Here is a 23610-nt window from a genome sequence, read left to right as displayed (position 1 = left end):
AGTTTTCAGTCTCAGTTTTCAGTCTCAGCAATAAGTTTCTTAAAGAAAACTGTAAACTGTAAACCGAAAACTGTAAACTTTTTTATCTTTGCTAAAATTACAAAATAATTATGTCAACAGAAGAAAAGTCTTTAAATTTTATTGAGCAAATCATAGAAGAAGATTTAAAAAACGGATTATCAAATGATAAACTTCGTTTTCGTTTTCCGCCTGAACCAAATGGCTATTTACATGTAGGTCATGCCAGTGCGATTTGTTTAAATTTTGGATTAGGAATCGATTATCAAGCGCCAGTAAATTTGCGTTTTGATGATACCAACCCAGCCAAAGAAGAGCAGGAATATGTTGACGCTATTAAAAGAGACGTGGCATGGCTTGGTTATCAATGGGATAAAGAATGTTATGCTTCTGATTATTTTCAAGAATTGTATGATTGGGCCATTGAGTTCATCAAAAAAGGAAAAGCCTATGTAGATAGTCAAACGTCAGAAGAAATAGCCAAACAAAAAGGAACTCCCACTACACCTGGAACCGATTCACCTTATAGAAACCGTTCTGTTGAAGAAAATCTGGATTTGTTCGAACGCATGAAAAATGGCGAATTTAAAGAAGGAACTCATATTTTGCGTGCTAAAATCGATATGAAACATACTAATATGTTGATGCGTGACCCCATCATGTATCGTATTTTACATAAACATCATCATAGAACAGGTGATAAATGGTGTGTATACCCCATGTACGATTGGGCGCATGGTGAAAGTGACTATTTAGAACAAATTTCGCATTCGTTCTGTACTTTAGAATTTTTGCCTCACAGAGAGTTATACGATTGGTTTTTAGACCAAATTTATGATGCTACTAAAATACGTCCAAAACAAAGAGAATTTGCTAGAAGAAATTTATCGCATACCGTTGTTAGTAAAAGAAAATTACTACAATTAGTGGAAGAAAAGCATGTTACAGGATGGGATGATCCAAGAATGAGTACGATTTCCGGAATGAGAAGACGGGGTTATACACCAACAGCCATTCGAAATTTTGCGAAGACTATTGGTATTGCCAAACGTACTAACTTAATTGATGTATCGCTTTTAGAATTTTGTGTTCGTGAAGATTTAAACAAAATTGCACCTCGTGTAATGGCTGTTTTAAATCCAGTGAAATTGGTAATTACGAATTATCCTGAAGGACAAGAGGAATGGTTAGAAGCCGAAAATAATCCTGAGGAAGCAGTAATGACGTACAGAAAAGTGCCATTTTCCAGAGAATTATTTATTGAAAGAGAGGATTTTCAAGAAGAAGCCAACAAGAAGTTTTTCCGTTTGACTTTAGGAACCGAAGTACGATTGAAAAATGCCTATATCATTAAAGGAGAAAATGTTGTAAAAGATGCTAACGGAAACATAACAGAAATTCATTGTACCTACGATGTTGATTCACGAAGTGGAAGCGGGACGGAAGCCAGTCAACGAAAAGTAAAAGGAACGATTCATTGGGTTTCGATTGCACATGCCATTCCAGCAGAAGTTCGTATTTATGACCGCTTATTTTCTCATGAAAGTCCGGATGGAAATAAAGAAATCGACTTCAAAGAATTCATCAATCCAAATTCATTAGAAGTGATTACGGGTTATGTAGAACCGAGTTTGCAAACGGCTCAAAATTTAGATCATTTTCAATTCCAACGATTAGGCTATTTTTGTGCAGATAAAGATTCCTCGACAGAAAAATTGGTTTTTAATAAAACGGTTGGCTTGAGAGATACTTGGGCAAAAGTTGAAAGCAAGGAATAAGTTTATATAGATTTTATAAATAAAAAGTCAGCAGAAATGTTGACTTTTTCTATTATTGATAAACTTTATAATTACTAAAATAAATATATAAATTAACTATTAAAAACAGCTTTCATTTTTTGATTTTAACCCAATTTTAAAAAACGAGCATATGATTTTACCAAACCACCAATAAAAATGGATTGTTTCGCTTTAAAATAAGTTTTTTATGTTTAACGGCTATTTAACACTGCATTTCAAAATTTATTTGTAATTTTAATAGCATAAAAAATAAAATTATGTCCAATAAAACAAGTAGCAGTATTATTGCTCTTTTAGCAGGCGTTGCAATAGGAGTAGGGTTGGGAATTTTGTTTGCACCCGACAAAGGTTCTAAAACCAGAGAAAAAATAAAAGAGGGTTTGGATGATTTAAAAGATCAAGCCAAAACCCAATGGAGTAATTTAGAAGACGAAACGAAAGAGAAATTTTCTAAAACTAAAGACGAATTAAAAGAAACAGTAGACGATTTACTTTCCAATTCAAGTTATAAAGCCGAAGAAGCGATTACATTTTTAGAAGAAAAATTAGCCGAGTTAAAAAAGCAAAACGCCAAACTCCAGAAATAATGGCATTTGAAGAACTAAAAGAACATACAGAGGCTATTCAAAAGAATGCCAAAGCTTATATTGAAAGCAGTATTGCTTATTATAAGTTATGGGGTTTTAAAGTAGTTATGAAGTCCACTACATTAATACTTAAGCTTTTCTTGATTGCGATGTGTTTGATGTTGGTGTTACTTTTTGTTTCTATAGCTGCAGCCATGGCCTTAGGAAATATGTTTCATAGTTATCCTTTAGGATTTTTAAGTGTTGCTGGGATTTATTTAGTTCTAGGATTACTTTTATTTTTAGTAAAAGATAAAATTGTGGAAGGACCAATTCTTGAGAAATTTTCAGAAATATTTTTTAACGACTAAAGTATGGAACCTAAAAAATATTCATCGTATGCCCAAATTGATAGGGATTTGGAAATTCTGAAATTAGAACGAGACATTCATTATAGAAAAACGCTTTTAAGTATAGATAAAACGAAAGAAAGTATTATTCCAACGAATACTGTTTCGTTTATAGAAAAGGTTTATAAAAATGTTTTTTCTGGTACTTATGGCACGATTTTAAAGATTATAATTCCGTATGTAATCAATTGGTATATAAACAGAAAAAGAGGCGATTAAGCCTCTTTTTCTGTTATAAAGGGATTTAATTATTCTGCAGGATTGGACGTATCGTTTGGATTATAATCTAAGGAAGTTTTGTTATTTCTGTTTTTAACTTTTTTAGTTTGATGTTTCATTTGTTCGCCAATCATACTCGAAGCGGTAAAACTGGTCACCATATTGTTTAACATATCACTTGCTGCTTGAGGAGAATTGGGTAACAAAATCAAGTTTGAATTCGTATCGGCTCCAATTGCTTGTAATGTATCATAATGTTGCGTAATCACAATTAAAGCAGATGCTTCTTGTGAATTAATGCCTACGTTGTTCAACACCTCTACACTTTCTACTAGTCCGCGTGCGATTTCTCTACGTTGATCAGCAATCCCTTGACCTTGTAATTTTTTACTTTCCGCTTCTGCTTTAGCTTTAGCTACAATTCTAATACGTTGTGCTTCACTTTCAAATTGGGCCGCTGTTTTTTCTCTTTCGGCGGCATTAATACGATTCATCGCATTTTTTACTTGAATGTCGGGGTCTATATCGGTAACTAATGTATTGATAATATCGTATCCATACGCCATCATCGCTTCGTTTAATTCTCTTTTTACAGCAATAGCAATATCGTCTTTTCGCACAAAAACGTCATCCAAAATTAACTTTGGCACTTCGGCACGAACTACGTCAAATACATAGGCCGTAATTTGATCGTGTGGATATTCTAACTTATAAAACGCTTCGTAAACATGTTCTTGAATGACTTTAAATTGGACCGAAACTTTCATTTTGATAAACACATTGTCTTTGGTTTGTGTTTCGATAATTACATCCAATTGTTGAATTCGAAGATTCACTCTACCAGCTATTCGATCAATGATTGGCAATTTCATTTGTAAACCCGAGTTTCGAATGCTTTCGAATTTTCCAAAGCGCTCAATAACCACAGCCGTTTGTTGTTTTACTGTAAAACATGATAAAAAAATCACGACAGCAAGAATAAATAAAAGAAAAATAAATGAACCCATATAATATTGTTATTGATTATGTGATTATTATACGATATTACCTTATGTTTGTTACAAAAAAAAGTCATATATGAAAAAACATTTTTTTGGTATTGTTTTATTTATAAGCCATTCTTTACTATTTGGGCAGTACAATGACAAAGATGGCAATAGAATAGGACTATCTGGTGGTCTGACTCAAACAAATTTATTGAACACTAATTTTACTGTGAAACCAGGGAATGGATTTGCGGGAGGTTTATCAGTAAGAGGAAATTTTTTTGATAATTGGAGCATGATCTATGGAATGCAATTTTTTGCTAATAAATTTTCAATACAATCCAATTTGAATCAAGATGTTGTGTATTCATTAACCGGACTTAAAATTCGACTGTTACCTAGTTATAACATCATACAAGATCATTTGTCTTTTGATTTTGGGCCCGAACTTCAAGTCAATGACAAATTAGCTATCAATGGTTCTGATGAAACCAAAACCTTGTATGGAACCTCATTGAAAGCCAATCAAATTTTAGAAGTATCAAAAGTTAGTGCTAATTTGTATTTTGGATTGTCTGGTGGTGGAAAAGTAGTTAAACTCCTATTGTTTTATGAATATGGATTGAATAATATTTTTAACAAAATGAATAATGATCCTGAATTAAAAACATTAAACAACGGAAAGACTTTTCAAGGAAAACTAGGCGTTCTGAATGGTCAGATACTTTTTAATTTGTAAAAAGTTAACCGCAAATTCGTGAATTTTAATATCATAATTTGCGGTTATAAATTAGGTTTTTGTTTATAAACTAGCTATTGCTTTTTCCAATCGTTTGATGGTTTCATCTTTTCCAATCAATTCAACAATATCAAAAAGATGTGGTCCTTTTAAAGCACCGACTAAACTCAATCGAAATGGTTGCATTACTTTCCCCATTCCAATTTCGTTTTTTGTCATCCAATCTTTTACAACAGTTTCTATATTTACAGAAGTGAAATCGCTAATATTTTCTAAAACAGAAATCAATTGTTGCATTAAGTTTGGGGTATCTTCTTTCCAATTTTTAGTAGCTTTTTCATCATAAGTTGTTGGAGCTACAAAGAAATAATCAGACAATTCCCATAAATCAGATACAAAATCGGCACGTTCTTTCAGTATAGTCGTTATTTTTCGAATATTAAGTAAGGTTTGAATGCCTTTTTCTTCTAAAATTTTTTCAAAGTCTTTTACTAAACGTTCATCACTTTGTTTTTGTAAATACTGATGATTAAACCATTTGTTTTTCTCGGGATCAAATTTAGCACCTGCTTTATGTACTCGCGTTAAATCAAACGATTCTGCTAATTCTTCTAAAGTAAATAACTCCTGATCGGTTCCGTCGTTCCAACCCAATAATGCTAAAAAGTTTACCACGGCTTCTGGGAAAAATCCTTTCTCTCTATATCCTGAAGATTTTTCACCTGTTGTGGGGTCTGTCCACTCTAATGGAAAAACCGGAAACCCCATTTTATCACCATCCCGTTTCGATAATTTTCCATTTCCTATAGGTTTTAAAATCAAGGGTAAATGCGCAAATTCAGGAGCTTCCCAACCCAAGGCTTGGTATAAAAGAATATGAAGTGGGAGTGAAGGCAACCATTCTTCTCCACGAATGACGTGTGTGGTTTCCATTAAATGATCGTCTACAATATTCGCTAAGTGATACGTTGGCATTCCATCCGATTTGAACAATACTTTGTCGTCTAAAAGACTTAAATCAAAGGAAACATGTCCGCGAATTATGTCTTGCGTGTTTAAAAAAGTTTTTTCTTCTTTTTCTTTTTGCATTTTAAATCGGATGACGTAATCTTCACCCGCAGCAATTCGTTTTTCGGTTTCTTCTTTAGAAATCACTAACGACGTATCTAATTTTTCACGATTGTGCCAGTTGTAAATAAAGGTTTTTCCTTCTGCCTCGTGTTGTTTTCTGTGTGTATCCAAGGCTTCGGCGGTATCAAAAGCATAATACGCCCAACCCGTGTGTACTAATTGGTCAGCGTATTGTTTGTATAGGTGTTTGCGTTCCGATTGACGATAAGGTCCGAATTTTTCATTTTTTCCCACCGTTTCACTTGGAGCAATGCCAAGCCATTCTAGCGCTTCCATAATATAAGCTTCAGCGCCAGGAACAAAACGATTTTGATCGGTGTCTTCAATTCTCAAATAGAAAACACCCTTATTTTTTTTTGCAAATAAATAGTTAAATAAAGCAGTTCTTACGCCTCCAATATGTAAAGGCCCAGTCGGACTTGGTGCAAAACGCACACGAACTTGTTTTGACATTTTAGTAAAATTTGTTGCAAAGATACAACTTCGTTACGCAATTACAATTTACCATACTGTTACAAAAACTTTATCGGTTTCGACTTTCTATTTCTTGTTTTTACCTTACTAATGTTTGGTATTTCATGTTGGTATAAGAACATCAGGTTCTTTTTTTTGTTTAGAAAGATTTAACTTTTATAGTTGTTAAAATTTAGTACTTTTATCGGTTATAAACAAAGTATTAACAATTTTGGAAAATCAACACATAATTTATAGTAAACTCGAACAGTTTATCAAGAAGTTTTACACCAATGAATTGCTTCGTGGAACCATTTTCTTTGTTGGAATTGGCTTGATTTATTTTCTTTTTACACTTTTTGTAGAATATTTTCTCTGGTTAAAACCTACAGCTCGAACCATTTTATTTTGGATGTTTGTTGTGGTAGAGCTTTTTTTATTGTCTCGTTTTATTTTATTTCCAACTTTTAAGTTATTCAAACTTCAAAAAGGAATTGATTATGAAGAGGCTTCAAAAATTATTGGAAATCACTTCCAAGAAGTAGGGGATAAGTTGACTAATTTTTTACAATTGGCCACCTACACACAGGGGAATATTCAAAATTCCGATTTACTTCTCGCTTCAATAGAACAAAAAGCAACGACATTAAAACCTATTAATTTTGGAAGTGCAATTAATTTTAGTGCCAACAAAAAATATCTTCCGCTTGCTTTAGTACCGGTTTTATTTTTTGCTTTTTTTTACATTTCAGGAAATAGTAATTTTATTACTCAGAGTTTGAATCGTGTGGTACATTACAAACAGCAGTTTTTACCGCCAGCGCCTTTTGAATTTCAAATTTTGAATCCCCATCTTCAAACAGAACAAAACCAAGATTTTCTTCTAAAAGTTAAAACTGTGGGTAAAGTAGTGCCTGAACACGCTATGATCTTTATTGGTAATGAAAGTTATTTTATGGAAAGCAGTGCTCCAGGGGAATTTCATTTTGTAATTCCGAAACTTAAAGAAACCACGGAATTTCATATCGAAGCCAATGAAATTGCCTCAAAAGATTATGAAATCAAAGTTGTTACCGTGCCTTCTATTGCTAATTTTGAGATGGTTTTGCATTTTCCAAGTTATTTGAATAAGAAAAGTGAAATCCTAAAAGGGACTGGAAATGCGGTACTTCCTGAAGGAACTCATGTCACTTGGAACATGAATACTGTGGCAACTCAAAAAGTAGAGTGGTTAGATGCTCAAAATCAATTTTCATTTTCTAAAAGCATTAATCAATTTTCATTTTCTAAAAGCATTAATCAAAATACAGATTATCAAATTGTTACATCAAATTCTAATGTTAAAAATTACGAAAAATTAAGTTACCAACTCTCTGTTGTAAAAGATGAATTTCCTACAATTTCTGTTGGGAATGCACCTGATAGTTTAAAAATAGAGAAAAAGTATCTTCTAGGGCAAGTTTCTGATGATCATGGACTTTCTAAATTACAAGTAGTATATTATCCAAAAGAGAATCCTGCTCAGGTTAAATGTGGAATTATAGCTATCAAACGAGATGTATATGATCAGTTTATTTTTTCATTTCCTGGATTTTTACCTGTAGAACAAGGAGTCACCTATGAATATTACTTTGAAATTTTTGACAATGATGCTATTCATCATTTTAAATCTACAAAATCTTCTATCTTCTCAAATCGTATTCAAACCGATTCTGAAAAACAAGATCAAGTTTTACAACAGCAAAATGATAATATTAATTCACTAGAAAAATCCCTAAAAACTCAAGATAAGCAATTGAACGAAATGGAAAAATTGCAGAAAATGGGTAAAGAGAAAGATAATTTAGAGTATAAAGAGCAGCAAAAAGTATCGGATTTTCTAAATAAACAAAAACAGCAAGAGGAATTAATGAAAAATTTCTCTGAAAAGTTGAAAGATAATTTAGATAAAGTAACTCCTGATAAAAAAGATCCCACTAAAGAATTGCTCAAAGAGCGTTTAGATAAAGTTTCAAATGAATTGGATAAGAATAAAAAGTTATTAGAGGAGTTAGAACGACTTAACCAAAAACTTGAAAAAGAAGAATTGTTTGAAAAAATGGATCAATTAAAGCAGCAATCCAAAAATCAAACTAAAAGCCTACAACAATTGGTTGAATTAACTAAGAAATATTATGTAGAAAAGAAGGCAGAACAAATAGCTGATAAATTAGATAAACTTTCGGAGAAACAAGATAAACTTTCCGATAATGAAAAAGAAAATTCACTTTCTAAACAAGAGGAAATCAATAAAGAATTTGATAAAATTCAAGAAGATTTGAAAGACTTGAAAAATGAAAATAAAGAATTAAAGAGTCCTTTAGAGTTACCAGATACGCAACAAGACGAGAAAAAGATCGAAGATGATTTAAAAAATGCTTCCGACCAACTTAAAAAAGATTCTAAATCAGGGGCAAAACCAAAACAAAAAAATGCTTCAAAAAAAATGAAGCAAATGAGTCAGGAAATGCAAGCCGGAATGGAAGCGGGAGAAAAAGAACAAATGGAAGAGGACGCTGCTATGCTACGTCAGATTTTAGACAATCTTTTAGCGTATTCTTTTTCTCAGGAAGATGTGATGAAACAATTTAAAAATTTGCAACGGGGTGCGCCATCGTTTAATAAAAATCTTAAAATCCAACAAGATATTAAACAGCAATTCAAGCATGTTGATGACTCCCTTTTTGCGTTGTCAATTAGAAACCCAAAAATAGCTGAAGATGTAACTAAAGAGGTTGGAAATGTACAATACAACATTGATAAAGCTATTGAAACTTTAGCTGATGCTAATGTGTCCAAAGGAGTTTCTCATCAACAATTTGCCACAAGCGCTGCTAATAAGTTGGCCGATATGTTAGCGGCTACGCTCAATAGTATGCAAATGTCCATGTCTGGCTCTGGGAAAGGAAAACCCAAGCAAGGAAAAGGGGGAGATATGCAACTTCCAGATATTATTAAAAAACAAGAGGGCCTCGGAGAAAAAGCTAAAAAAGGGATGAAACCCGGACAAAAACCCGGCTCTAGTTCTGGTGGTAAAGAGGGACAGAGTTCCGATTCAAAAGCTGGTCAAGCAAAAGAAGGAAAAGAAGGTAGTGGAAAACAAGGAGCTAATGGTCAGTCGAATGGTGGATCTTCCCAAGGGAATAAGCAAGGTGATGATGGCGAAGGTAATGCTCAGCAAATCATGGAAATTTATAAAGAGCAGCAACAACTTCGTGAAGCTCTACAAAATGAATTAAACAAGCAAGGTATTGGCGGTCAAGGTCAAAATGCAATTGAGCAGATGAAACAAATTGAAAAACAACTTTTAAATAAAGGATTTACTAATGATGTTTTGCAAAGAATTCTTAGTTTGAAATACGAATTACTTAAACTTGAAAAAGCGATACAAACTCAAGGTGAAGATAAGAAGCGTCAATCTGAAACTAATACTAAAACATATCAAAATAATACTAACGCACTACCCAAACGTTTACAAGATTATTTAAAAAGTATAGAAATATTAAACAGACAAACTTTACCTTTGCAGCCAATTTTCGAAAAAAAGGTACAAGATTATTTTAAATAAGATGATAGAATTTTGTTACGAAACAGATTTTGTGTTAGAAGACGAAGTGGTATTTAGTAGTTGGATAACAAAGGTAATACAATCTGAAAATAAAAAAGCAGGAGATATTACTTATGTTTTCTGTGATGACGAGTATATATTGGAGATAAATAAAAAATATCTTAATCATGATTATTATACCGATATTATTAGTTTTGATTATTCTGTAGGAAATGAACTACACGGAGATATTTTTGTTTCTATAGACAGAGTACACGAAAATGCATCATCTTTCAATGTTTCTTTCGCCGAAGAGCTTAAAAGAGTGATCATTCATGGAGTGTTACACTATTGTGGATATAAAGATAAATCTCCAAAAGAAGAGCTTCAAATGAGGTCTAAAGAAGATGAAAAAATAAAAATGTTCCACGCGGAACTATAATTTCTTTCTTTGTTCCACGTGGAACATTGTATCGATTTCTTTTTAAAATAAAATTAGTTTATAATGTTTTTAGAAAAATATGATGTAATCGTAGTAGGTGCTGGTCATGCTGGATGTGAAGCTGCTGCTGCTGCTGCTAACTTAGGTTGTAAAACATTATTGGTTACTATGAGTTTGCAGAATATTGCTCAGATGTCATGCAACCCAGCTGTTGGGGGTATTGCTAAAGGTCAAATTGTACGTGAGATTGATGCTTTAGGTGGGTATTCAGGTATTGTTTCCGATAACACTGCTATACAATTTAAAATGCTGAATAAATCTAAAGGACCTGCTATGTGGTCTCCAAGAGTTCAGTCAGATCGCATGCGTTTTTCTGAAGAATGGAGATTACGATTGGAGAGCACTCCTAATTTAGATTTTTATCAAGAGATGGTTTCTGGATTGGTGGAACGAAATGGAACGATACAAGGTATTAAAACTACACTAGGACTAACCATCTATGCTAGCACGGTTGTTTTAACCAATGGGACGTTTCTTAATGGCTTGATTCATATTGGAGAAAAACAATTTGGTGGGGGTAGAGCAGGGGAAAGCGCAGCTTACGGTGTCACGGAGGATTTAATCTCTTTTGGTTTTGAATCGGGGAGAATGAAGACAGGTACGCCACCTAGAGTCGATGGCCGCTCTTTAGACTATACTAAAATGAGAGAAGAACCCGGTGATGATTTTCCTGATAAATTTTCATATTCGAATGAAACTAGACCGCTTACGAAGCAAAAATTATGTCATATGACGTATACTTCTGATGAAGTTCACAATATTTTACGGGAAGGGTTTGACCGTTCTCCTATGTTCAATGGGCGCATTCAGTCACTTGGCCCTAGATATTGTCCTTCTATTGAAGATAAAATTAATCGTTTTGCTGATAAAGAACGGCACCAACTTTTTGTCGAACCAGAAGGATGGAATACTGTCGAAGTGTATGTAAACGGTTTTTCTACTTCTTTGCCTGAAGAGATTCAATTTAAAGCCTTACGTTCAGTTGCTGGATTTGAAAACGTCAAGTTTTTTAGACCAGGATATGCCATAGAATATGATTATTTCCCTCCAACTCAGTTAAAACACACCTTGGAAACGAAACTCATTAAAGGTTTGTATTTTGCAGGTCAAATAAACGGAACTACAGGTTATGAAGAAGCAGCCGCGCAAGGGTTAATGGCTGGTATAAATGCCGCATTACAAGTTAAAGAACAAGAACCCTTAATATTAAAAAGAGATGAAGCTTATATTGGAGTATTAATCGACGATTTAATTACAAAAGGCACTGAAGAACCTTATCGTATGTTTACCTCAAGAGCAGAATATAGGACATTATTAAGACAAGATAATGCTGATTTTCGTCTTACGCCAAAATCTTTTAAAATCGGTCTTGCTTCTGAGGAAAGATTACAACGAATGGAGGAAAAATTTTCAAAAAGTGAGGCTATGGTTTCATTTTTCAAAGAGACTAGTGTAACCACAGAAGAAGCTAATCCCATACTTGAAATGAAGAAGAGTTCTTTAATGATACAATCAGATAAAATGTTTAAAGTTTTTTCTAGACCACAAATTGAATTAGAGGATATGATAGTGTTTGAAAAAGTAAAACAATACATTGAAGATAATAATTTGGATCAGGAAATTATCGAACAAGCAGCCATACAAGTAAAATATTCTGGTTATATCGAAAAAGAACGGAACAATGCTGATAAATTAACTCGTTTGGAAGATATTAAAATACCTGAGGATTTTGATTATTATAAAATCAAATCCATGTCTATAGAAGCTAAACAAAAATTAACAAAAATCAAACCAGTAACAATTTCACAAGCATCAAGAATCAGTGGGGTATCTCCTAGTGACATTTCCATTTTATTGATTTATATGGGAAGGTAATTTTGTTCCACGTGAAACATATTAAAACCAAGTAAATGAATTTTGAAAAAACAACTCTTTTTTTAACAGTAAAAGATTATTCCGTTTCTCAAGAAGTATTCGAATTGTATTATAACGAAGAGTACGATATGTTAGTGACACATCCACAACCATCATTAACACAACTTCCAAGGTATTATGAGGACAGTAATTATATTTCTCATACAGATGCGAATACTACTTTATTTGAAAAAGTTTATCAAATCGTAAAAAAAAGAGCAGTAAAAAAGAAAGTCACATTAATCAATAAGCTTTCAAAAAAAGGAAAATTACTAGATATAGGTGCTGGTGTAGGTGATTTTTTATATGCAGCTAAGGAACAAGGATGGGAAACCCTTGGATATGAACCGAATGATAATGCTCGAAAAATTGCGAGTTCCAAAGGAGTTGCTTTTACAAACGAAACAAAGAATTTAGAGTCTAATTCGTTCGATGTGATTACCATGTGGCATGTGTTAGAGCATGTTCCCGATTTAGAATGGCAGTTGGATGAGTTAAGAAGATTGTTGAAACCTGGAGGAATAGTATTAGTAGCTGTTCCAAATTACAAATCCTTCGACGCAAAATATTACAAAAATTTTTGGGCTGCTTATGATGTTCCTATTCACTTTTGGCATTTCTCAAGAACATCAATTATTAAACTGTTTTCTCAAAATAATTTTACTTTGATAAAAACAATTCCAATGCTATATGATAGTTTTTATGTAAGTCTCTTATCAGAAAAGTATAAAAGAGGAAAAATGAATTTTATCAAAGCATTTTACATTGGATTGGTGTCAAATAGTAAAGGAATGATAAATAAAGAGTTTTCCTCCCATATTTACGTCTTAAAAAAGGGTAAATAACTAAAATAAAGAGAAATAAAGCGCTTTTTATTAAAAAACAATACTAGATAAGCCTTTTTTTATTTTGTTTCTTAAATCGCATTTAAAAAGCTTGTTTTTTAATAACGATTTTCTATATTCATTTTTAAAGATATAGTAAATACTTATTATTAAAAAATAGGCATTTTAATTTTAAATTCGACACATAGCATAAAAATTCATATTTTTGACAAAAAGTAAAATAATAAAAAAAAATGAAAAAAATTTTAGTTTGTATAGCATTTGGATTTGCTATTATTTCGTGTAACAAAGCAACAGATGCAAAAGATTTTAAAACAGCCTATATTGACACCAATAAATTATTGGAAGAATCAACGGAAGCTAAAGATATCAAAGCAAAATATGAAAATATTGCAGGAGAAAAAGATAATCGCATTAAGGTAGAGGTAGATAAACTAGAAGCTGAAAAAAAATCATTTCAATCGAATGCTCAAAAAAAAGGTCAAGCTTGGGCACAACAAAAATATGCTGAGCTTCAACAAAGAGAACAACAAATACAATATGCTCAACAAGCTGTAATTCAACAACTTCAAGGTCAACATGGTGCAGAGATGGACACTCTAGTAACCAAATATAGAAAGATATTCAAAGATTATGGAAAAGAAAAAGGGTATGATTATGTTTTTGGAACAGGGGAATCAGCCACCGTTTTATATGCTAAAGATCAATATGATATCACTAAAGAAATCATTAAAATAGTAAACGATAAATACAAGTCGGAGAGTAAAAAAGAAGAAAAGAAAGAGGATAAAAGCAAGAAATAAAAATAAAATTTTATCCATTTTAATAAATTCCAAATTCTAAAACAATTTTCAATTTAGAATTTGGAATTTTTTTAGTTTCTTTTTTTATTGACAAACAAACAGTTATATTTGTAATTCTAAATTTATAAGCCATGGTATCATTATCAGCCGAAGCAACATATGTTTTGCGATTCATCAATCAAACCAATAAGTCTATTTTTCTAACAGGAAAAGCGGGGACTGGAAAAACAACTCTTCTAAAAGAAATCATTAAAACCACGCACAAGAACACCGTAGTAGTAGCGCCAACTGGAATTGCTGCTCTTAATGCTGGCGGAGTTACTATTCATTCCATGTTTCAACTCCCCTTTGGAGGTTTTATACCAGATAATCAAGTTTTTAATAATTTTTATGGTTCTTCAAAATTTGAATCAAAAGACACACTAAGACGGCATTTTAAGATGAGCGCTATCAAGCGAAAAGTAATTCAAAATATGGAATTACTAATCATTGATGAAGTGAGTATGCTTCGTCCAGATGTGACAGATGCTATAGATTTTATGTTACAAAGCGTACGGAAAAAGCGAATTCCCTTTGGGGGCGTCCAAGTCCTTTTTATTGGAGATTTATTACAGCTTCCCCCGGTGATTAAAGAAGATGAATGGAGGGTATTGCGAAATTATTACAAGGGTAAATTCTTTTTCCATGCTCAAGTTGTTTGTTCCAATCCGCCCTTATACATCGAATTATCGAAGATTTACAGACAATCTGATGAAGCATTTATTGAAATTCTTAATCATTTAAGAAACAATAACATAACTCAAGAAAACATTAGCTTTCTAAATCAGTTTGTATACCCTCAATTCGATTTTAAATCCAATCAAGGCTATATTACTTTGACTACACATAATGCTAAGGCAGATGTTATTAATGCAACTTCATTGTCTAATCTAAAAGCAAAATCTTGGATTTATAAGGCTACGATAACGGATGACTTTCCTGAAAAAATTTATCCTATAGAAGAAACTTTAGAATTAAAAATAGGAGCCCAAATTATGTTTGTAAAAAACGATAGCTCCTTAGAAAAAAAGTTTTTTAATGGTAAAATGGGAGTTATTAAGTCATTACATGCAGACGAAATTTTAGTTTATTTTCCTGATGAAAAAACCACAATTGAAGTAGAAAGGTATGAATGGCAGAATATTAGATATCAGGTTAATGAAACCACAAAAGAAATTGAAGAAGAAGTATTGGGAACTTTTGTACATTACCCAATAAAATTAGCTTGGGCTATCACAGTACATAAAAGTCAAGGATTAACCTTTGACAAAGCAGCGCTCGATGTGTCACAAGTTTTCTTGCCAGGCCAAGCCTATGTAGCACTTTCACGTTTACGTTCGTTAAAAGGCTTAATTTTACTTTCCCCAATACAGTTAAATGGTATTTCCAATGATGAAGAAGTCATGGAATATGCTTCTACCAGAGCCTTGCAACAAATTCTTGAGAATGAACTCCAAAAAGAGACTAAAAAGTATTTAAAAGAGTATTTATTTACTTGTTTTAATTGGGGCGAACTCGCCCAAGAATGGCGTAATCACAAATACAGTTATGCAGAGAGTGATCGATCAATAAAGGCAAAGCATTTGAATTGGGCTAAACAACAACTCGAAGCCATCGAAACATTACTAGACCCAGCTAGTAAGTTTATTTCTCAATTAAATGGTTTGTTTTCTGATGATAGTGTTGATTATGAGTATATAGACCAACGAGTTCAAGCAGCTTGTAAGTATTTTTTCGAAAAACTCGATCGAATGGAATATGAACTTTTGTATAAAATTGAGGAAATTAAACGGGTCAAGCAAGTAAAACAATTTTATGATGAATTGTTGATTCTTGAAGATATTCAAACCAAAGCCGTGATGCAAGTATTGAAAGCTCCTTTGATTCTAAAAATGATTGTACAACAAAAAATGCTTTCGAAAGAACTCATAATGTCAACAGAAATAAGCACCTATAAAGCGAAAAAACTTGAAAAGGTGCTCGAAGATTATAAGAAAAAAAATCAAAAGTTACTTAAAGATGCTGACGATGTAAGTTATTATGAGCCAAAGAAAAAAAAATCGGACAAGGAACCCAAAAAAGCTACAACCCAAGTTACTTACGAATTATGGCTTGAAAAAAATTCTATTGCTGAAATAGCACGAATTAGGAAATTAACCACAGCAACTATTTTGAATCATTTTACAAAGCTCATCCAAGAAAAGTTAGTTGATATTCAAGATATTATGTCTGAGGATAAAATTGCGCTTCTTACTGAGGCCTTTTATGGTTATAAAGAAGAATCGTTGGGCCCTATGAAAGAACAACTAGGAGATGCGTTTACCTGGGAAGAGTTACGAATTTTTAAAGCAAGCCTACACTAATTTTTTAAGAACCTAAGAGCCAAACACCCAAAACAGCCACAATAAAATAAATGGTAATAGTTCGGGCCCCATCAAAATCTTTAGCTAAACGTTGACCAAACAGCATCAATAGGAGAGAAATACAAGAAAAAAGAGTGCCATAATATCCAAATAAGCGTTCCTTATTGATGAAAAACTCAACAATTCCGATACAACAGAGTACAGCAGCAATCAGTTCGAAAACGACTAAGATCCAAGTAGCTAATGGGACATGATTTTTTAAATCCGTATTTGAAAAATGACTTTTTAGCCAGTCTAGAGTTTCTTGCCAATGAAATATTTTTTCATGTACAGACATCAAAAAAGTTAGAGCTAAGAAAATCAAAATCAGCACAGCAGCCATTGAAAGCAGTTATTTTTTGTGAATTAATCGGGTCAATTTTATAGATAAATCGGTCAAAATTATTTTTGCATTTCCATTCCTTTCGATATGGTAAATGGCATCAGAGATTTCATCAAATACCTCTGAAATATTATTTCCCGTAACAAATGGAGCAAAATTTTCGAGTTTAAAATTAGCAACCGAAGGCTCTAAATAAACCAGTTTTTGGGCATTATAGTTTAGCAATAATGCTTGCCGAAACATGTCAATGCAATAATTTAAAAACTGTTTTTGAGTTTCTCGACCCAAGGCGGCAATTTGTTCGCTCCATACTATCAAATCTTGAATGGCTGCCGCATTACCTTTTGCTTTAAAAGCGGCTCTTACCCATTCCACAAACCACGTTTCAAAAGGAAACTCATCGTTATTTTCATTCAATATTTTTAAGGCCTTATTGTAATTTCCTTGGGCTTGATGTGCTATTTTTAAAGCTTGTTTATCAGAACAGTTTTTATGCTCCATTAAGGCCTGTGCAATAGTATCTTGAGTCAGATTATTAAAATGTAAAACTTGGCATCTGGACCGTATGGTTTGGATGATATCTTCCTCATTTTCGGTGATTAAAACAAAAACGGTCTTATCGGTAGGTTCTTCAAGAAGTTTTAAAAGTTTATTAGAGGCTTCGATATTCATTTTATCAGCCATCCAAATAATCATTACTTTGTAACCCCCTTCATGGGCTTTTAAGGCTAAAGATTTTAAAATTTCTGAAGCATCCTCCACTCGAATCATACCTTGCTTATTTTGGACACCTAAAGTTTTGTACCAATCAAATAAGCTCCCATATTTATTTTCAAGTAAAAACTCTCGCCATTCTCTTATGAAATCAATACTTTTTGGTTTTGATTTTACGTCTTCCGTAGCGACAGTAGGATAGATAAAATGCAAGTCAGGATGCTGTAACGTATCAAATTTTAAAATACAAGCTTGGTTATTTTCTGCATTTTCATAATTTTTGGTTTGACAAATAATGTATTGAGCATACGCAATTGCCATAGCCAGTGTGCCAACACCTTCAGGTCCTACAAATAATTGTGCATGAGGAATTCTTCCCTTTTGAATGGAAGTAATTAAATGATTTTTAATGGGTTCGTGTCCTAAAATTTCTGAAAAATGCATAGAGCAAATATAATTTAAAAATAAAAATTTGACTCTTTTTTTATTTTTAAAATTCAAAAATACAGAACCCATCCTATTAAGTTGTCAAAAAAAACGCTGAAACACGATATTATTTATAATTTTGTTCTCAGAAACTGATGCATTAGATTTCGAAGAAACATTAATGGAACATGATTAATACACTCCGATTTACCTTTTTTTTATTTTTGAGTTCTATCTGTTCTTATTCCCAAACCAATCAAGTTTTCAAAACTCGATATCAGGGAATTGTGAAAGGAGGAACAGCTATTATTGGAAATAATATTGTTAACCGAGTAGATTACAATAATACAGCCAATGATCCCTATTATAACCATACCAAACAAGCGCTTTTAAACGATGAGTTTGAGATGGAATACATAGATATTGATAATGATGAATCGACGTTTTCCTCTAGTAGTGCCGAATTATTTTTAGACAATTCCCAAAACAAAAAAATTGTTTATGCAGGACTTTACTGGGCAGCAACCTATAAATATACTAGTGGAAGTCAAAATACGAACGGAAAATTTGGTCCTGAAGATCTAGCGAGAGAACAATTTACGTCAGTAAAAATTAAACTTCCCAATCAAACAGAATATACCTCGGTACAAGGCGTAACACTTTTTGATGGAATAGAAGACAAAAACTATAATTACGCAGCGCCCTATGTAGTTTATGCTGATATCACAAACACCATTAAAGCACTACCCAATATTACAGGAGTTTATACCGTGGCTAATATCAGAGCAACTCAAGGAGCTCTTGAAGGAGGTGTTGCAGCAGGGTGGACTCTTTTTTTTGTGTTTGAAGATCCAACAATGACCGAAAAATCTATTTCTTCTTCTGATGGTTTTATAGGTAGTATATCAACCCCATCCGATGTAGTCTTCTCAATACCTCAACACACAAGTTTAAATTCGATTCAAGCGATGGTTTTAGGGGCGGCTTTGGAAGGAGACAACAATCAATTGGGCGACAAACTTTTTATTGGAAATCAAACGACCAATACATTTACTGCCCTAAGTACTCCCATCCGAAAAGAAGATAATTTTTTTAATAGTTGTATTACTCAAGGCGATCAATATCTCTTTAATCGTTTTCCAGATAGCAAAAACACTTTGGGATTTGATGTGTTTATGACACCCATTCCTAGTTCATTTATAAATTCAAATTCAGAAGAACTCACTTGTAGATTTCAATCAAAAGGTGATCAAGTTTTTGTGTTTTTTTCAGCATTACAAACAGAAATAAATCCACAAAATTTAGAAAAAGAGTCGTCTACTTTAGTAAAAACTAAAAAAGGACAAGCAATAAAGTTTTTACCCCTAAACAATGATTTATTAGTTGATGATACCAAAACGTTTTCTTCAATCAACAGATTACAAAAAAACAATACAATTAATGAGGTTCAAGATATATATACGATTAATAGCGCAACGTTGTCAGAAGGGTATTACTTACTCGCAAATATTTTCAAAACCGAACAAAAAGCACAAGAATTTATTTATTATGTCAATTCAAAAAAAATCCAAGCTGATTTTTTTGTAAACCCTTTAAACAATTATTATTACGTGTATTTGGCTAAAGTGTCAACTCCAGATGAAGCCATTGAGTTATACACCACAAAGATGAATACATCCTACAAAGAGCGGTTACAAATGCTTTTTGTGAATGATGGAAAACCGGAAATCGAACCAAAAGAAGTGCCGATACAAACCTTGACTATTCCCAACCAACCTAAAGGCTTTTATATTGTGGCCAATGTATTTGCGGTAAATGATAATGCAACTAATTTTATCAAACAGCTTACATTAAAAGAATTACAACCAAAAACATTTACAAATACTGTAACCCATTTTAAGTATGTGTATTTAAAAAAATTTGATACGGTTGATGAGGCCAAAAAAGAATTGGAAATGTTAGTACGTTTGAACTACACCGACAAGTTATGGATTTTGTCTGTAAATAATTCAAAATAAAACCAATGAATAGTTCGCTCCAAATATTTATCATGTCTAAGAAAAAACGAAATAGTTATATTTGCAAATTAATTCCAAAAAAACAATCAAAATGAAAACAGTTGCCGACTTCAATTTCAATAATAAAAAAGCGTTAATCAGAGTAGATTTTAATGTGCCACTTGATGAAAAATTTAACGTAACGGATGTAAATAGAATTGAAGCAGCAAAGCCAACAATAGATAAAATTTTATCTGAAGGCGGCAGTGTTATTTTGATGTCTCATTTGGGACGACCAAAAGGGAAACAAGATCAATATTCATTAAAACATATTGTTGAAACGACTTCAAAAGTCTTGGGAGTAGAGGTACACTTTGCTTCAGATTGTATTGGTGATGTAGCTCAAAAAGCAGCAGCTTCTTTACAAAAAGGGCAAGTACTTTTGTTAGAAAATTTACGTTTCTATGCTGAAGAAGAAGCGGGTGATGTTTCTTTTGCCAAAGAGTTAGCTTCTTTAGGAGATATCTATGTGAATGATGCTTTTGGAACAGCACACAGAGCGCACGCTTCAACCACAATAATCGCACAATTTTTTCCAAATGACAAATGTTTTGGTTTGTTGTTAGCTAAAGAGATAGAAAGTTTAAATAAGGTATTAACTCATTCTGTAAAACCTGTAACCGCAGTGCTTGGAGGATCGAAAGTATCTTCTAAAATTACGGTTATTGAAAACATTTTAGATAAAGTAGACCACATGATTATTGGTGGTGGAATGACTTTTACTTTTATAAAAGCCTTGGGAGGACACATTGGAAATTCAATATGTGAAGATGATAAATTGGATTTGGCTATTGAAATTTTACATCAAGCAAAACAGAAAAATGTCCACATTCACATCCCTGTTGATGTTGTGGCAGCCAATGCTTTTTCTAATGATGCAACTACACAAATTGTTGATGTACGTGAAATTCCAGATGGATGGCAAGGGCTTGATGCGGGTCCACAATCGTTAGAAAATTTCAAAAAAATTATTTTAGAGTCAAAAACCATATTGTGGAATGGTCCATTGGGGGTTTTTGAAATGGAAAATTTTGCAAAAGGAACCATTCAACTTGGGGAATACATAGCAGAATCAACCAAAAATGGAGCTTTTTCTCTTGTTGGAGGAGGGGATTCTGTTGCTGCCGTAAAACAATTTCAATTGGAAGATAAAATGAGTTATGTTTCTACTGGAGGTGGCGCTATGTTGGAAATGTTAGAAGGTAGAATATTACCAGGAATTCAAGCCATTTTAGATTAAATTTGATTTTTTAACAATAATTAAACGATTTAAAGCGTTATATGTCAGTAAGTTTATGAAATTTATTTACTGAAATTAAAAAAAAATTTATGATAAAAAAAAATAAAATTACAACCTTTTTGTTGTTTTCATCGTTTGTTTTTTTTGCACAAACAAATGATAAACAACAAGATACAATTGTAAAACCCATTCAAAAAATTTCATATCTCGATTCTATCAAATCCACCTTTGTTCATGATGAAATCGCTTCTTGTATAGATAGTCTATGGATGAAAGAAATGACATTGTTAGACGTTTATAATGAAATGTTATTGGATATTAAAAACGTAGACGTTGATCAAGAAGTTGATTATGAATTGCCTACAGAGCTTTTAAAAGAGCGATTAAAAAAACTTGACGAAAAATCACCGTTCAATATCGAATACAATGTTGGATTGGAAAATGTTATAAAATCGTTCTTAAAAAATAGAAAAAAAACGTTTGAGCGACTGTTGGGTGTTTCTCAATATTATTTTCCGATGTTTGAGGAAGAATTGGCTAAAAACAACATTCCTTTAGAGATTAAATATTTAGCTGTTGTCGAATCTGCTTTGAATCCGCGTGCAGTTTCACGAGTAGGCGCAACAGGATTATGGCAATTTATGTATCAAACAGGAAAACAATATGGTCTCGATATAGATTCTTATGTTGATGATAGAAGTGAACCATTAAAAGCCAGTCAGGCTGCTTCTCAATACATGAATAACATGTATAAAATTTTTGGTGATTGGGATTTGGTATTAGCCGCTTACAATTCTGGTCCTGGAAATGTAGCTAAAGCCATCAGAAGATCTGGGGGTCAACAAAATTATTGGAATATTCGTAAAAACTTACCTAAAGAAACGCAAGGGTATCTTCCTGCTTTTTTGGCAACTATGTATATTTTTGAATACCATAAAGAACATGGCATTGTCCCAGAAAAACCAGTAGCCAATCTTTTTGCTACTGACACGATTATGATTAAAAAACATATTACGTTCCGACAAATTTCTGATTTATTAGACATGCCGGTTGCTGAATTGCAGTTTTTCAATCCCTCATTCAAGAGAAATGAAATACCAGTAATTTCGGGAAAACAAGCTTTTTTGAGATTGCCAAAAGATAAAATCGCTGTTTTTACGTCCAATGAGGATAAAATTTATGCTTATGTGGATTATGAAGAAAGCAAAAGAGAAAAACCTTTTGAAAGACTTGTTGTCAAAAGAGTTAAAGATTCATTACCTAATGACGTAGTTCATTTGGGTGCAAAAACCAAGTATTACAAAGTTAAAAGAGGTGATAATTTAATGGAAATTGCACAACGATATGATGTTACTCTTGCCAATTTAAAAAGTTGGAACCATCTAAAGTCCAATCGCGCGCCACGTGGTAAAATGCTGAGAATTGTCCTTGAGAAAGAAGCGATAGTTCAAAACACCAATACAAAATGGAACGACACACTTGCTTCAACAACAAAAGAAAAACCTACTACGGATGCCAAAACGTTTAGAATCGATAAACAAGTATCATACAAAGACGTTGTCAAAACTTATAAAGTTTCGAAAGGAGATAATTTAGGAGCTATTGCTTCAAAATATGGTGTTACTGTTGCCGATATCAAAAAATGGAATAAGCTTCAAAATGATAATCTTGGTTTGGGAGACAATTTGAAAATTATCAAAAATGAAAAAGTAGTAACCCTTGTCAAAAAAGAGCTGAAAGTAACGAATAATGATAAAAATGAAGCATTAACAACAATTGAGAATAAAAATAGTAAATCGGATAAACTAAAAAAAACAGAATATCAAGATACTATTGACACTGAAAATTATTATGTGGTAGCCAAAGGTGATAATTTGTTTTCCATTGCCAAAAAAAATAATGTCAGTGTTGAAAACATTAAGGAATGGAATAATTTAATAGACACTAATGTAAAGGTTGGAACACAATTAATTATTTCTTCGCAACCTCTAACGGAATCTAAAAACCAAGATACTAAAGAACTAGTAGAGAGTAAAAATATTGAACATATTGTAGAAAAAGGGGAGTTTTTAGGAACAATTGCGCGCAAGTATAATGTGTCTATTGATAATTTGTTGGAATGGAATGCGCTATCGGACACAGCCATCAAAGTAGGAACAAAATTGATAGTAGGAAAAGAACAACCAACGGTTCAAATTAATAAAATAAATAAAAAAGATTCTTATGCGGCTAATGGTAAAAAGGAAAAAGCCAATATGTACCAAGTGAGAAAAGGAGATACCCTTCTCAAAATTTCACAAAAATTTCCTGGAGTCACCATTGCCGATATCAAAAAATGGAACCATATTAAAGGTGAAAATATAAAACCCGGAATGAAATTAAAAATTAACGGATAAATTAAAAATCTTCTCTACATTT

General features: G+C 32.6%; 18 protein-coding genes. 14 read left to right on the top strand and 4 right to left on the bottom strand.

Annotation, left to right across the window (positions count from 1 at the left end):
• Nucleotides 1-110: 110 nt before the first annotated feature.
• The 4 genes from CLV55_RS06135 (at nucleotide 111) to CLV55_RS06120 (ending at nucleotide 3012) form a co-directional block, all read left to right on the top strand.
• Nucleotides 111-1796 (top strand): glutamine--tRNA ligase/YqeY domain fusion protein, encoded by a 1686-nt coding sequence (locus CLV55_RS06135; protein WP_112112870.1) that lies wholly within the window; start codon nucleotides 111-113, stop codon nucleotides 1794-1796.
• 278 nt (nucleotides 1797-2074) lie between these two features.
• Nucleotides 2075-2404, top strand: coding sequence for a YtxH domain-containing protein (locus CLV55_RS06130; protein ID WP_112112869.1), 330 nt, complete (start codon nucleotides 2075-2077; stop codon nucleotides 2402-2404).
• The gene (locus CLV55_RS06125; protein ID WP_112112868.1) at nucleotides 2404-2754 is read left to right on the top strand and encodes a competence protein; all 351 of its coding nucleotides are present in this window, start codon (nucleotides 2404-2406) and stop codon (nucleotides 2752-2754) included. The genes CLV55_RS06130 and CLV55_RS06125 overlap by 1 nt, the downstream gene beginning before the upstream one ends.
• 3 nt (nucleotides 2755-2757) lie before the next feature.
• Complete coding sequence (locus CLV55_RS06120; protein WP_112112867.1) at nucleotides 2758-3012, top strand: DUF6327 family protein; 255 nt, start codon at nucleotides 2758-2760, stop codon at nucleotides 3010-3012.
• A gap of 29 nt (nucleotides 3013-3041) precedes the next feature.
• Here the strand turns inward: CLV55_RS06120 and CLV55_RS06115 are convergent, their stop codons facing one another.
• Nucleotides 3042-4019: an SPFH domain-containing protein gene (locus CLV55_RS06115; RefSeq protein WP_112112866.1), complete on the bottom strand. Its 978-nt coding sequence runs from the start codon at nucleotides 4017-4019 to the stop codon at nucleotides 3042-3044.
• Nucleotides 4020-4089: 70 nt separating this feature from the next.
• Here CLV55_RS06115 and CLV55_RS06110 point away from each other — a divergent pair, with 70 nt between their 5' ends.
• Nucleotides 4090-4737, top strand: coding sequence for a hypothetical protein (locus CLV55_RS06110; RefSeq protein ID WP_112112865.1), 648 nt, complete (start codon nucleotides 4090-4092; stop codon nucleotides 4735-4737).
• A gap of 63 nt (nucleotides 4738-4800) precedes the next feature.
• Here the strand turns inward: CLV55_RS06110 and gltX are convergent, their stop codons facing one another.
• A complete protein-coding gene (gene gltX / locus CLV55_RS06105; RefSeq protein ID WP_112112864.1) occupies nucleotides 4801-6321 on the bottom strand; it encodes a glutamate--tRNA ligase in 1521 nt (506 codons plus the stop codon).
• A 232-nt stretch (nucleotides 6322-6553) separates the two neighbouring features.
• Between gltX and CLV55_RS06100 the strand changes: the two genes are divergently transcribed.
• The 6 genes from CLV55_RS06100 to CLV55_RS06075 all read left to right on the top strand — a co-directional run bounded on the left by CLV55_RS06100 (nucleotide 6554) and on the right by CLV55_RS06075 (nucleotide 16373).
• Nucleotides 6554-9928 (top strand): hypothetical protein, encoded by a 3375-nt coding sequence (locus CLV55_RS06100; protein ID WP_112112863.1) that lies wholly within the window; start codon nucleotides 6554-6556, stop codon nucleotides 9926-9928.
• Nucleotide 9929: 1 nt separating this feature from the next.
• On the top strand, nucleotides 9930-10349 hold the full coding sequence (ybeY, locus tag CLV55_RS06095) for an rRNA maturation RNase YbeY (protein ID WP_112112862.1): 420 nt from the start codon (nucleotides 9930-9932) through the stop codon (nucleotides 10347-10349).
• A gap of 63 nt (nucleotides 10350-10412) precedes the next feature.
• The gene (mnmG, locus tag CLV55_RS06090) at nucleotides 10413-12284 is read left to right on the top strand and encodes a tRNA uridine-5-carboxymethylaminomethyl(34) synthesis enzyme MnmG (protein ID WP_112112861.1); all 1872 of its coding nucleotides are present in this window, start codon (nucleotides 10413-10415) and stop codon (nucleotides 12282-12284) included.
• A gap of 35 nt (nucleotides 12285-12319) precedes the next feature.
• Complete coding sequence (locus tag CLV55_RS06085) at nucleotides 12320-13168, top strand: class I SAM-dependent methyltransferase (RefSeq protein ID WP_112112860.1); 849 nt, start codon at nucleotides 12320-12322, stop codon at nucleotides 13166-13168.
• A gap of 233 nt (nucleotides 13169-13401) precedes the next feature.
• The gene (locus CLV55_RS06080) at nucleotides 13402-13971 is read left to right on the top strand and encodes an OmpH family outer membrane protein (RefSeq protein ID WP_112112859.1); all 570 of its coding nucleotides are present in this window, start codon (nucleotides 13402-13404) and stop codon (nucleotides 13969-13971) included.
• Nucleotides 13972-14102: 131 nt separating this feature from the next.
• The gene (locus tag CLV55_RS06075) at nucleotides 14103-16373 is read left to right on the top strand and encodes a helix-turn-helix domain-containing protein (protein WP_112112858.1); all 2271 of its coding nucleotides are present in this window, start codon (nucleotides 14103-14105) and stop codon (nucleotides 16371-16373) included.
• A 4-nt stretch (nucleotides 16374-16377) separates the two neighbouring features.
• On the opposite strand, the gene CLV55_RS06070 is transcribed toward CLV55_RS06075, so the two are convergent.
• Nucleotides 16378-16710 carry a DoxX family protein gene (locus tag CLV55_RS06070; RefSeq protein WP_245902683.1) on the bottom strand — a complete coding sequence of 111 codons (333 nt, stop codon included), beginning with the start codon at nucleotides 16708-16710 and terminating at the stop codon, nucleotides 16378-16380.
• 54 nt (nucleotides 16711-16764) lie between these two features.
• Nucleotides 16765-17913 carry a DNA polymerase III subunit gene (locus CLV55_RS06065; RefSeq protein ID WP_112112929.1) on the bottom strand — a complete coding sequence of 383 codons (1149 nt, stop codon included), beginning with the start codon at nucleotides 17911-17913 and terminating at the stop codon, nucleotides 16765-16767.
• Between the two features lie 170 nt (nucleotides 17914-18083).
• Here CLV55_RS06065 and CLV55_RS06060 point away from each other — a divergent pair, with 170 nt between their 5' ends.
• From CLV55_RS06060 to CLV55_RS06050, 3 genes are all read left to right on the top strand, one after another.
• Nucleotides 18084-19913, top strand: a complete 1830-nt coding sequence (locus tag CLV55_RS06060) for a hypothetical protein (protein ID WP_112112856.1) — start codon at nucleotides 18084-18086, stop codon at nucleotides 19911-19913.
• A gap of 91 nt (nucleotides 19914-20004) precedes the next feature.
• Entirely contained in the window at nucleotides 20005-21192 is a 1188-nt protein-coding gene (locus CLV55_RS06055; protein ID WP_112112855.1) for a phosphoglycerate kinase, read from the top strand.
• 89 nt (nucleotides 21193-21281) lie between these two features.
• Nucleotides 21282-23588 carry a LysM peptidoglycan-binding domain-containing protein gene (locus CLV55_RS06050; protein ID WP_112112854.1) on the top strand — a complete coding sequence of 769 codons (2307 nt, stop codon included), beginning with the start codon at nucleotides 21282-21284 and terminating at the stop codon, nucleotides 23586-23588.
• Nucleotides 23589-23610: the final 22 nt, after the last annotated feature.

The organism is Flavobacterium aciduliphilum, from assembly GCF_003268855.1.
Classification (GTDB): domain Bacteria; phylum Bacteroidota; class Bacteroidia; order Flavobacteriales; family Flavobacteriaceae; genus Flavobacterium; species Flavobacterium aciduliphilum.
Note: the sequence above shows the minus strand (reverse complement) of the source record. Positions and strands in the feature narration are given on the sequence as shown.

What these genes read in the sequence shown, in the direction of transcription:
- CLV55_RS06080 (WP_112112859.1), top strand. Translation starts at nt 13,402, where the DNA reads ATGAAAAAAATTTTAGTTTGTATAGCATTTGGATTTGCTATTATTTCG.
- CLV55_RS06050 (WP_112112854.1), top strand. Translation starts at nt 21,282, where the DNA reads ATGATAAAAAAAAATAAAATTACAACCTTTTTGTTGTTTTCATCGTTT.
- CLV55_RS06120 (WP_112112867.1), top strand. Translation starts at nt 2,758, where the DNA reads ATGGAACCTAAAAAATATTCATCGTATGCCCAAATTGATAGGGATTTG.
- CLV55_RS06115 (WP_112112866.1), bottom strand. Translation starts at nt 4,019, where the DNA reads ATGGGTTCATTTATTTTTCTTTTATTTATTCTTGCTGTCGTGATTTTT.
- CLV55_RS06110 (WP_112112865.1), top strand. Translation starts at nt 4,090, where the DNA reads ATGAAAAAACATTTTTTTGGTATTGTTTTATTTATAAGCCATTCTTTA.
- mnmG (WP_112112861.1), top strand. Translation starts at nt 10,413, where the DNA reads ATGTTTTTAGAAAAATATGATGTAATCGTAGTAGGTGCTGGTCATGCT.
- CLV55_RS06125 (WP_112112868.1), top strand. Translation starts at nt 2,404, where the DNA reads ATGGCATTTGAAGAACTAAAAGAACATACAGAGGCTATTCAAAAGAAT.
- CLV55_RS06055 (WP_112112855.1), top strand. Translation starts at nt 20,005, where the DNA reads ATGAAAACAGTTGCCGACTTCAATTTCAATAATAAAAAAGCGTTAATC.
- ybeY (WP_112112862.1), top strand. Translation starts at nt 9,930, where the DNA reads ATGATAGAATTTTGTTACGAAACAGATTTTGTGTTAGAAGACGAAGTG.
- CLV55_RS06070 (WP_245902683.1), bottom strand. Translation starts at nt 16,710, where the DNA reads ATGTCTGTACATGAAAAAATATTTCATTGGCAAGAAACTCTAGACTGG.
- CLV55_RS06075 (WP_112112858.1), top strand. Translation starts at nt 14,103, where the DNA reads ATGGTATCATTATCAGCCGAAGCAACATATGTTTTGCGATTCATCAAT.
- CLV55_RS06130 (WP_112112869.1), top strand. Translation starts at nt 2,075, where the DNA reads ATGTCCAATAAAACAAGTAGCAGTATTATTGCTCTTTTAGCAGGCGTT.
- CLV55_RS06065 (WP_112112929.1), bottom strand. Translation starts at nt 17,913, where the DNA reads ATGCATTTTTCAGAAATTTTAGGACACGAACCCATTAAAAATCATTTA.
- CLV55_RS06085 (WP_112112860.1), top strand. Translation starts at nt 12,320, where the DNA reads ATGAATTTTGAAAAAACAACTCTTTTTTTAACAGTAAAAGATTATTCC.
- gltX (WP_112112864.1), bottom strand. Translation starts at nt 6,321, where the DNA reads ATGTCAAAACAAGTTCGTGTGCGTTTTGCACCAAGTCCGACTGGGCCT.
- CLV55_RS06135 (WP_112112870.1), top strand. Translation starts at nt 111, where the DNA reads ATGTCAACAGAAGAAAAGTCTTTAAATTTTATTGAGCAAATCATAGAA.
- CLV55_RS06060 (WP_112112856.1), top strand. Translation starts at nt 18,084, where the DNA reads ATGATTAATACACTCCGATTTACCTTTTTTTTATTTTTGAGTTCTATC.